Source organism: Kribbia dieselivorans NBRC 106261 (assembly GCF_001552435.1).
Lineage (GTDB): Bacteria > Actinomycetota > Actinomycetes > Actinomycetales > Dermatophilaceae > Kribbia > Kribbia dieselivorans.
In genome coordinates this window covers 1-9,254 of sequence record NZ_BCRE01000078.1, presented here as the reverse complement: position 1 = coordinate 9,254, position 9,254 = coordinate 1, and the positions used below count along the sequence as shown (strand labels likewise).

The window sequence follows — 9,254 nt, the reverse complement described above, 5'->3', positions numbered from 1 at the left end:
CCCCTCGGCGGGTCGTTATCATCACGCTATGGCAACAGTTCAGAACACCCTCGGCTCACTGATCCGCCGGCAGCGTGAACTGGCCTCTCTCCCAATGCGTCAGCTCGCCGCGATGTCCGGGATCTCGGGTCCGTATCTGTCTCAGATCGAGAACGGACTGCGCTTCCCCAGCGACCAGGTTCTGCGCAATCTCGCCTCCGCGATGGGGATCGATCCCGACGAACTCGTGCCACCCGAGAGCGACGAGGACGATGCTGCCGCGGCCCGCGACGCCATGCACGACCTCATCAAGGTCGACCCCAACCTGACCGGAGCGCAGCGTCGCGCCCTCATCGAGGTCTACGACGCCATGGCGGCGCCGGCGGCCTCGGCGACGTCGGCGCCTGCCGCCGAGCCCCAGGAGTAGCCGCCCACCGCCCGACGCGGGCCGCACCGCGTCCTCATCCATAACTCGATGTTTGCCTCTTCATAATCACATAGTGAGACAGTAGGAATTATGGATTGCGCCCGCGCTCACGGACGGGCACGATCGAGCCATGGCCATCCTGGTGACGCGGAAGCACATCGATCTGCTCCGCACCTGTACCGCGATCTGTCGCTGATTCCATTCGCGCACAGAGCGATTCATCGGCATCGATCACGCCTCCCCACACTTCGCCGCACATCACTGACCGGCAATTCGGTTGTGCACTGCGCAATTCCGCCTGACCTGATCCTTCCCTCCTGCCTCAAAGGAAGTCCTCGCATGCCGCTCCATACTTCAGCGCGCCCGAAAACAGTTGTTGTCGTGGGAAATCCGCGCCGCCTTTCCCGTACTCGGGTCGCCGCCGAAGCCGTCGCCGACGCGCTCATCTCGACCCTCGCCGCCACCGAATCCGGCCACCCGGAAGTTGGCGGGCCGGAATCCGCTGCCACGTCGGTCATCGACCTTGCCGACCTGCTCCCCGATCTGGCGACCGACGCCGGAGACGGCGTCGTCGCCGAGGCCCTGACCAGCATCATCGACGCCGATGTCCTCATCGTCGCCACCCCGGTCTACAAGGGCAGTCTCACCGGTCTGCTCAAACTGTTCCTCGACCGGGTGCCCAGCGCCGGACTTCGCGGGGTCACCGTGGTCCCGGTCACCGTCGCAGCGGCCGACTCGCACCGCCTGCTCGCCGATCTGCACCTCCGCCCCGTGCTGAGCGAACTGGGCGCTGCCGTACCGACCGGTTCGGTCACCCTGACCGAGGCCGAACTGCCCCGGATCGCCGAGGTCGCGTCGGAGTGGGCCGCGCACGCCGCTCCGATCATCGGTGCCGTGGTCGCTGCTCAGCGTGCCGGCAGGCCCGCTGCCCAATCCGCCGCCGAGGTGCCCGCATGACCGCCCCAGCCGTCGACGCGCTCCCCCAGCTGTCGGCCGACGACTTCCGCAGCGTCTTTCGCGGACACGCGGCCAGCGTGGTCGTCGTCACCCTGGCCTCGGCGTCGGGACCGGTCGGCTTCACGGCGACGTCACTGACCTCTGTCTCGCTGGACCCGCCGCTGATCTCGTTCTCGCTCAGCCGCGGCTCCTCGAGCTGGCCCGCGCTGGCCGACGCCTGGACCGTCTCGGTCAACCTGCTGGGCGAGGACCAGGCCCACCTCGCCCGTCGGTTCGCCACCAGTGGCATCGACCGCTTCGCCGCCCCGGTGCGCTGGGAGCGCCTGAGCACGGGCGAGCCGGTGCTCCTCGATGCTCCGGTCAGCCTGCAGGCGCACATCGTGCAGCAGGTGCCCGCCGGCGACCACTCCATCGTCATCGCCGAGGTCGCCGACGTCATTCGGCGCCACCAAGCGACTCCCCTCGTCTACCACCAAGGTTCGTACACCGCTCTCGCAGAAGGACATCGCTCATGATCCGCCGCTCGCTCCTGGCCCTCGCCGCCGCCACCACCGCTGCCGGGGTCCTCGCGGCCTGCGGCGGCGGTGCCTCAGCCGGTGGCGGCGCAGACGATCCAGCCCAGACGACAATCCGGTACCAAGCCTCGCCCGGCATGGCCGACACGGTCGAAGTGGCTGCCGCCTTGGGGTACTTGGATCCCCTCAAGGTCGAGTACGTCGGTGACGTCCAAGGCGGTCCGGAGGCCCTCCGCGCCTTGGCCACCGATCAGGTCGACATCGGTGGCGCCTTCAACGGCGCCATTGCCAAGGCAGTGGCCACGGGGGTGCCGATCAAGGGCGTCGTCGGCTACTACGGTTCCACGAAGGACGTTCGTCAATCGCTGACCGTGTTGAAGGACAGCCCGATCAAGGGTCCCCAGGACCTCATCGGCAGAAGGATCGCCGTCAACACCCTGGGGGCCAATTCAGAGGCCGTCATCGACACCTACCTGCGTCGTGGCGGACTGAGCGACGAGGAGATCGCCAAGGTCACTCTCGTGCCGCTCCCCTCCATCAGCATGGAAGGGGCGCTGCGCCAAGGGCAGGTCGACGTGGCCCAGCTCGGCTTCACCTCTCGTGAGGTCGCCTTCGACCACGGCGGCGTGCGAAGCCTTGTCGACGACATCGACCTGGTCGGCGAATACACCGGTGGTGCCCTGGCGCTGCGCAACGACTTCATCGCGAAGAACCCCGAAGCCACCAAGGTCCTCGTCGCGGGGCTGGCGAATTCGGCAGCCTACATCCGCGACGCCCCGCGGGCGGAGGTCGTCAAGACCCTGACCGACTACCGCACGAAGCAGGGGCGTCCCGAGGCAGCCAAGGCCCTGGCCTCGTGGGGCGGCAACGGTGTCCCGGTCGAAGGCGGCGTGTTGAAGGACAGCGACTTCGAACTGTGGACCGACTGGTTGGTCGCCGAAGGTCAGATCGACCAGGACGCGATCAAGGTCGGCGACATCTACACCAACGAGTTCAACCCCTACGCCAAGGAGACGTCGTGAGCACGCCGAAGATCGAGATCGACCGCGTCGGTCAGACCTTCCGGGTCCGATCCCAGGAGACCGGTCGGGAGCAGGACTTCGTCGCCCTCGACAACGTCTCGACCACGGTCCGCGCAGGCGAGTTCCTCACCATCGTCGGGCCCAGCGGCTGCGGCAAGTCCACGCTGCTCGACCTCATCAGCGGCCTGACCACACCGACCTCCGGCGAGGTGCGCATCAACGGCCGGCGCGTCGAGGGCCCCGGCACCGACCGCGGCGTCGTGTTCCAGCAGTACGCGCTGTTGCCGTGGCGCACCGCGCTGGGCAACGTCGAGTTCGCCCTGGAATCGGCCACCGACCTGGGCCGCAAGGAGCGTCGCGCGCGAGCCCGCGACTACCTCCAGTTGGTCGGTCTCGAGGGTTTCGAGAACCGCCGCCCCGGCGAACTCTCCGGCGGGATGAAGCAGCGTGTGGCGATCGCGCGCAGCCTGGCCTGCGAACCCGAGGTGCTCCTCATGGACGAGCCCTTCGGCGCCCTGGACGCCCAGACCCGCGAGTCCCTGCAGGAGGAACTGCTGCAGATCTGGCGCCGCACCCGCACAACGATCGTCTTCATCACGCACGGCATCGACGAGGCGGTCTACCTCGGTCAGCGCGTCGCGGTCATGTCCGCCCACCCGGGACGGATCCGCGAGGAGTTGGCCATCCCGTTCAGTGCCGAGTCCGACGACGACGACGTTCGCGCCACCGCCGAGTTCGCCCATTACCGCCACCAGATCTGGACGCTGCTGCGGCACGACCAGCAGGCGGCCGCCGACCGAGCCGAGGAGGCCGCTCATGTCTGACCTGTTGCAGCGCACCGCGCAGGCGCGGCCGAACCCGCGCCAAGAAGCAGCCGCCCGGATTCGGGCCCTGGGCGCACCGCGCTCCGCCTCGGCACCCCTGGGCCTGATCGGGGTGCTGGGTCTCGTGCTGATCTGGGAGTTCGCGCCGCGCCTCGGCCTGGTCGACGCCCATTTCGTGCCGCCGCTGTCGCAGATCCTCGCCACGTGGTGGGACCTGGCGACCTCCGGCGAACTGTGGAAGCACACCTCGGCGAGCCTGCTGCGCTCCGGTGCCGGCTTCGCCCTGGCGCTCGTCACGGCGATCCCGCTCGGCGCCGCCATCGCCTGGTACCCCGTGGTCCACCGGCTGCTCAACCCGGTGCTCGAGTTGTTCCGCAACACGGCCGCGCTGGCGCTCCTGCCGGTCTTCGTGCTCGTGCTCGGCATCGGCGAGACCTCCAAGGTCGCCATCGTCATGTTCGCGTGCTTCTTCCCGATCCTGCTCAGCACGATCAGTGGGGTGCGCAGCGTCGATCCGTTGTTGCTCAAGTCCGCGCGCGTGTTCGGACTTTCGCCGATCGAGACGTTCGTCAAGGTCGTCCTGCCGGCCGCGGTCCCGACGATCTTCACCGGCATCCGCATCGCCGGGAGCGCGGCGATCCTCGTGCTCATCGCCGCCGAGATGATCGGCGCGACGGCCGGGTTGGGCTTCCTCATCAATTACTCGCAGTTCAACTTCCTCATCCCGCAGATGTACGCCGGGATCCTCACCACCTCACTCATCGGGCTGGGCGTCAACTACGGCCTCGTCGCCACCGAGAAGCACCTCTCGGCCTGGCGCGGCTGAACCCACCCCGACCCTCGACCAAGGAGACACATCATGGGAGACCATCTGGTCCTCAACGCCTTCCTCATGGGAGGCGGCCAGCACGAGGCCGCGTGGCGGCTGCCCGAGGCGCCGCCGGCCGACACGACCGACATCACCCGTTTCCAGCGACTCGCCCAGATCGCCGAGCGCGGCAAACTCGACTCGATCTTCTTCGCCGACGTCCCGGCCGTGGGCGGCTCCCCCGCCCGCCGTCCGTTCGAGACGTACGACCCCATCGTGCTGCTCTCGGCCATCGCCGCGGTGACCGACCACATCGGCCTCATCGGCACGGCCTCGACGACGTTCGGAGCTCCGTTCACCCTGGCCCACGCGTTCGCCACCCTCGACCACGTCAGCGGCGGGCGCGCCGGGTGGAACTCGGTGACGACGGCCTCGGATGACGCCGCCCGCAACTACGGACTGACCGAACTGCCCTCGCACGCCACGCGGTACGAGATGTCCGCCGAGTTCCTCGACGTGGTCCTCGGTCTGTGGCGCGGGGCGGGCACCCCGCAGGGCCATCCGGTCGTCGTCCAGGCCGGATCGTCGCCCGCGGGGATCTCCCTGGCCGCGCGGTATGCCGAGGCGGTCTTCACCGCGCAGCGCACCCTGGCCGAGGGCAAGGAGTTCTACGCCACCCTCAAGGAGGCCACGGTCGCCGCCGGTCGCAACCCCGACCACATCAAGGTCCTGCCCGGCATCGTCCCGTTCATCGGGTCGACCGAGCAGGAGGCCACCGCCCTGCAGGATCGTCTCGACGACCTCATCGTCAATGACCTCGCCCTGGCGCAGCTGGCCGAGACCGCTGGTGTTGCGCCGGACGAGATCGACCTCGACGGTCCGCTGCCGGCCACCGTCGTCGCCGTGACGACGGTCGAGTCCAACAAGTCGCGCTGGGAACTGACCCTCGACCTCGCCCGTCGGGACAACCTCACGGTGCGTCAGTTGCTACGTCGCCTCGGCGGCGGTCGCGGTCACCGCACCCTGGCGGGCACCCCCGAGCAGATCGCCGACGACCTCGAGGTGTGGTTCCGCGCCGGGGCCGCCGACGGGTTCAACATCATGGCGCCGTACTTCCCCGATGCCCTGGAGACGTTCGTCGACGAGGTCGTGCCGGTGCTCCGCTCACGCGGCCTGTTCCGCACCGAATACACCGCCACCACCCTGCGCGGGCACTACGGGCTGCCGATCCCCCCGAGCGCCCGCGAGCCCCGACCCGACGCGGCCGCGACGGTCTGACGACCCCGAACGAGGAGAACCCATGTCCACCCAGCTGATCCTCAACGCCTTCGTCGATGGCGTCGGCCACCACGAGGCGGCCTGGCGCCTGCCCCAGTCCGCCCCGGGCGCGGCGCTCGACGTCGCCCACTACCGCAACCTCGCCCGCATCGCCGAGCGCGGCCGGTTCGACTCCCTGGTCTTCCAGGATTCCCCGGCGCAGACGCACAGTCCGGCGCACCAGCCCTCACCGGACGTCGACCCGGTCATCCTGCTGGCCGCCCTGGCGGCGGCCACCGAGCACATCGGCCTCATCGCCACCGCGTCGACGACATACTCCGAACCCTTCGGTCTGGCGCGTTCCTTCGCCTCGCTCGACCACGCCAGCCGCGGCCGCGCCGGGTGGAATGCCGTCACCTCGGCGGCACCGAACGCGGCCCACAACTTCGGTCTGGCCGAGTTGCCGAGCCACGCCGACCGCGACGACCGGGCCGATGAGTTCATCGACGTCGTCCAGGCCCTGTGGAACAGCTGGGACCCCAGCGCCGTCCGCGACGATCGCGCCGGCGGGGTGTACGCCGATCCGCTTCTCGTGCGCCCGATTGCGCACGAGGGTCGACACTTCCGGGTCGAGGGGCCGCTCACCCTGCCACGCTCCGCCCAGGGCCACCCGGTGATCGTCCAGGCCGGATCCTCGCCGGCCGGGGTGGCTCTGGCCGCTCGGCACGCCGAGGCGGTCTTCACCGCGCAGCGCACCCTGACCGAGGCGCAGGAGTTCTACGCCACCCTCAAGGCCGCCACGGCCGCGGCCGGTCGCAACCCCAAGCACATCAAGGTCCTGCCCGGCGTCGTGCCGTACATCGGCTCGACGCAGCGCGAGGCCCGCGATCTGGAACGCCAGTTCGACGACCTCCTCGCGCCCGGGGAGCGTTCCGCTCATGGCCATCGGACGATCGCGGGCACGCCCGCACAGATCGCCGACGACCTGCAGACGTGGTTCGAGCAGGGCGCGGCCGATGGCTTCACCATCATGGCGCCGGCGCTGCCGTCCGGGTTGGAGGTGTTCGTCGACCAGGTCGTGCCGATCCTGCAGGAGCGCGGTCTCTTCCGCACCGAGTACACCGCCACGACGCTGCGCGGCCACCTCGGCCTGCCGGTGCCGGAACCTCGCTCGGCGAGCGCGTTCGCGACATCGGGGCCATGATGTCGGGTGGGGCCGGTTGGCCGGCCCCACCCGATTTCCTGGGCACCTCCCCCAACCGGTGCCCCGCTTGAGCAAGGTCCCGGAGGACCCGATGAGTCGCGATCGCACGCCCACCGTCACCGCACTCGATGGCACCCCCGTCCCGTGGGGCGAGGCCGAATCCCGCTGGAGCGCCGTGGCGTACGATCTGCTCGTGCAGCTCGCCGGCCACTACCAGGCCATCGTCGAGGACCACACCCTGGCCAAGGAGCTTCAGTTGCGCACGAACCTCCAGACCTCGTCGCCGACGAAGAACTGGTTGCCTCGCGTGCTGCGCCACGTCACCTCGCGGGCCACCGAGGCCGGCGCGCCACCCCTGGCCACCCTCGTCGTCGGCCGGCACGACGGGCAGGTCGGTGAGGTCTACGACGATGTGTGTCGCGCCACGGGCCTTGAGCCACTCCCCACTCCGGAGGAGCGCGAGGACCGGGCCGCGCAGGCCCGCCTCGAGTGCTACCGCTGGGCCGGAGCCGTGGCCCGCCACCGGGGCACGCCGGCACTCTCCCCCAAATTGCAGAAGCAGCGTGAGCGCGAGCAGCGCGAAAAGCTCGTCACCCACCAGGTGCGCACCGGTTCGGTGTGCCCGACGTGTGGCCTGACGATGGCGTTGACGGGGGTCTGCGACTTCTGCTCGTGACCGATGTCCTGCTCGCGTTCTCGCTGACCCTGGTCGCCGGCCTCTCGACCGTCATCGGGTCGGTCATCGCGCTGCTCAAGCGCACGCCGAGCCCGAGGTTCCTCGCCACGAGCCTGGGCTTCTCGGCCGGGGTGATGATCTACGTCTCGTTCGTCGAGTTGCTCCCCGCGGCGACCGATCACATGCAGGCGGCCCTGGGTGAGCACCGCGGAGCGGTGTGGGTCACGCTCGCCTTCTTCGCCGGCATGCTCCTCATCGCCGCCATCGACCAACTCGTCCCGCACGAGGCGAACCCGCACGAGTTCACCCACCATGACGATGCCTCCGAGCGTGCCCAGGCCGCGTACCTCCTGCGCATGGGCGGTCTGCTCGCCCTGGCGTTGGGCATCCACAACCTGCCCGAGGGCATGGCCACGTTCCTGACGGCGCTGGAGAACCCGACCCTGGCCGTGCCGCTCGTCGTCGCCATCGGCCTGCACAACATCCCCGAGGGGATCGCCGTGTCCGTGCCGATCCACCTTGCCACCGGATCGCGGTTCAAGGCCTTCGCCTACTCGGCCGCCTCGGGTCTGGCCGAGCCGGTCGGGGCGCTGCTGGCCTATCTGGTGCTGCGGCCGTTCCTGAACGAGGCCGTCATGGCGGCGATGCTCGCCGCCGTGGCCGGAGTCATGGTGTTCATTTCGCTGGACAAGCTGCTGCCCACGGCCGAGGAGTTCGGTGAGCACCACCGAGCGGTGTACGGCATGGTCGGCGGGATGGCGTTCATGTCGCTGAGCCTGCTGCTGATGATGTGAGGCCGACGGCTCAACGCAGTTCGCGGACGTCGATCCCGCTGGCGCCGATCGCGTCGACGTAGGCGCCGGGAACCTCACCCACGCGCATCTGCGCCAACGCCGCCTCGCGGAACTGCCACACCCGCCGCTTGACGGCGAGCGCCGAGCGGTCGTGGAGGCGACGGTCGCGGGTGCGGGCGTGGCTCCACGTGAGCCGAGACCCCCAGGGGAACCAGACCAGGAAGGCGAGGACCAGCGCGCCGACGAACGCCAGCGCCAGTTCCCACGCATCCAGGCGGGTGCCGAACGCCCACCGTGGAAGGGCCAGATCGAGCACGGCGGCGATGACCGCCGCCAACACCAAGGGCGGGAGGAGGGTCACGCCGAGGAGCTCGGTTCCGCGCACGTCCACGGGGGTCTGGACCGTCGGGTCGGCGATGGACCGCGGAATCTCACCACGCAGGACCGCCTCGGCGTCGGCGGACTGCACGTGGTCGGCCCACTCCCGCACCTCGTCCCAGTCGGCGCCGATGCGATTGACGTAGCGACCGGCGTCATCGCCGAGTGCTGCGTCGAGCAACGCTCCTCGTCCACCCATGGACCTCACCTCCCATCACCGATTTCCACCATGCTGCGCCTCCCGCCTGAGAGGACTCCGCATGGGTCAGTGCCGCTGGATGATCGACCGCCACAACGGAGTGTCGAACTCGTCCGCGGGGTAGGCAGGCGTGGGTGCCGGGGCGCTCGGCTCCGGCTGCGGGGCCACGGCTGCCGGCGGCGAGACGGGTGGTGCCGGCGGCGGAGCGACGGGC

11 protein-coding genes are annotated in these 9,254 nt (G+C 69.6%); 10 read left to right on the top strand and 1 reads right to left on the bottom strand.

Annotated features, from left to right (window positions below; translation table 11 throughout):
• Positions 1-28 precede the first annotated feature (28 nt).
• From KD1_RS07550 to zupT, 10 genes are all read left to right on the top strand, one after another.
• Positions 29-406, top strand: coding sequence for a helix-turn-helix domain-containing protein (locus KD1_RS07550; protein WP_083542247.1), 378 nt, complete (start codon positions 29-31; stop codon positions 404-406).
• A gap of 90 nt (positions 407-496) precedes the next feature.
• Complete coding sequence (locus KD1_RS07545) at positions 497-1,363, top strand: NADPH-dependent FMN reductase (RefSeq protein WP_083542246.1); 867 nt, start codon at positions 497-499, stop codon at positions 1,361-1,363.
• Positions 1,360-1,878: a flavin reductase family protein gene (locus KD1_RS07540; RefSeq protein WP_068399910.1), complete on the top strand. Its 519-nt coding sequence runs from the start codon at positions 1,360-1,362 to the stop codon at positions 1,876-1,878. The genes KD1_RS07545 and KD1_RS07540 overlap by 4 nt, the downstream gene beginning before the upstream one ends.
• Positions 1,875-2,900: an ABC transporter substrate-binding protein gene (locus KD1_RS07535; RefSeq protein ID WP_068399907.1), complete on the top strand. Its 1,026-nt coding sequence runs from the start codon at positions 1,875-1,877 to the stop codon at positions 2,898-2,900. Before KD1_RS07540 ends, KD1_RS07535 begins: the two co-directional genes overlap by 4 nt.
• Positions 2,897-3,724: an ABC transporter ATP-binding protein gene (locus tag KD1_RS07530; protein WP_068399903.1), complete on the top strand. Its 828-nt coding sequence runs from the start codon at positions 2,897-2,899 to the stop codon at positions 3,722-3,724. The genes KD1_RS07535 and KD1_RS07530 overlap by 4 nt, the downstream gene beginning before the upstream one ends.
• Positions 3,717-4,550, top strand: a complete 834-nt coding sequence (locus tag KD1_RS07525) for an ABC transporter permease (RefSeq protein WP_068399899.1) — start codon at positions 3,717-3,719, stop codon at positions 4,548-4,550. The genes KD1_RS07530 and KD1_RS07525 overlap by 8 nt, the downstream gene beginning before the upstream one ends.
• A gap of 33 nt (positions 4,551-4,583) precedes the next feature.
• On the top strand, positions 4,584-5,810 hold the full coding sequence (locus KD1_RS07520) for an LLM class flavin-dependent oxidoreductase (RefSeq protein WP_068399896.1): 1,227 nt from the start codon (positions 4,584-4,586) through the stop codon (positions 5,808-5,810).
• Positions 5,811-5,832: 22 nt separating this feature from the next.
• Entirely contained in the window at positions 5,833-6,993 is a 1,161-nt protein-coding gene (locus tag KD1_RS07515; protein ID WP_068399892.1) for an NtaA/DmoA family FMN-dependent monooxygenase, read from the top strand.
• A 91-nt stretch (positions 6,994-7,084) separates the two neighbouring features.
• Positions 7,085-7,669, top strand: a complete 585-nt coding sequence (locus KD1_RS07510) for a hypothetical protein (RefSeq protein ID WP_068399887.1) — start codon at positions 7,085-7,087, stop codon at positions 7,667-7,669.
• Positions 7,666-8,463: a zinc transporter ZupT gene (gene zupT / locus KD1_RS07505; RefSeq protein ID WP_068399884.1), complete on the top strand. Its 798-nt coding sequence runs from the start codon at positions 7,666-7,668 to the stop codon at positions 8,461-8,463. Before KD1_RS07510 ends, zupT begins: the two co-directional genes overlap by 4 nt.
• Positions 8,464-8,473: 10 nt before the next feature.
• On the opposite strand, the gene KD1_RS07500 is transcribed toward zupT, so the two are convergent.
• Positions 8,474-9,040 carry a hypothetical protein gene (locus tag KD1_RS07500; protein ID WP_068399881.1) on the bottom strand — a complete coding sequence of 189 codons (567 nt, stop codon included), beginning with the start codon at positions 9,038-9,040 and terminating at the stop codon, positions 8,474-8,476.
• Positions 9,041-9,254 lie beyond the last annotated feature (214 nt).

Bases quoted from the DNA above. Each gene is read 5' to 3' on its own strand.
- KD1_RS07550 (WP_083542247.1), top strand. From the start codon at position 29: ATGGCAACAGTTCAGAACACCCTCGGCTCACTGATCCGCCGGCAGCGT.
- KD1_RS07545 (WP_083542246.1), top strand. From the start codon at position 497: ATGGATTGCGCCCGCGCTCACGGACGGGCACGATCGAGCCATGGCCAT.
- KD1_RS07540 (WP_068399910.1), top strand. From the start codon at position 1,360: ATGACCGCCCCAGCCGTCGACGCGCTCCCCCAGCTGTCGGCCGACGAC.
- KD1_RS07535 (WP_068399907.1), top strand. From the start codon at position 1,875: ATGATCCGCCGCTCGCTCCTGGCCCTCGCCGCCGCCACCACCGCTGCC.
- KD1_RS07525 (WP_068399899.1), top strand. From the start codon at position 3,717: ATGTCTGACCTGTTGCAGCGCACCGCGCAGGCGCGGCCGAACCCGCGC.
- KD1_RS07520 (WP_068399896.1), top strand. From the start codon at position 4,584: ATGGGAGACCATCTGGTCCTCAACGCCTTCCTCATGGGAGGCGGCCAG.
- KD1_RS07515 (WP_068399892.1), top strand. From the start codon at position 5,833: ATGTCCACCCAGCTGATCCTCAACGCCTTCGTCGATGGCGTCGGCCAC.
- KD1_RS07510 (WP_068399887.1), top strand. From the start codon at position 7,085: ATGAGTCGCGATCGCACGCCCACCGTCACCGCACTCGATGGCACCCCC.
- KD1_RS07500 (WP_068399881.1), bottom strand. From the start codon at position 9,040: ATGGGTGGACGAGGAGCGTTGCTCGACGCAGCACTCGGCGATGACGCC.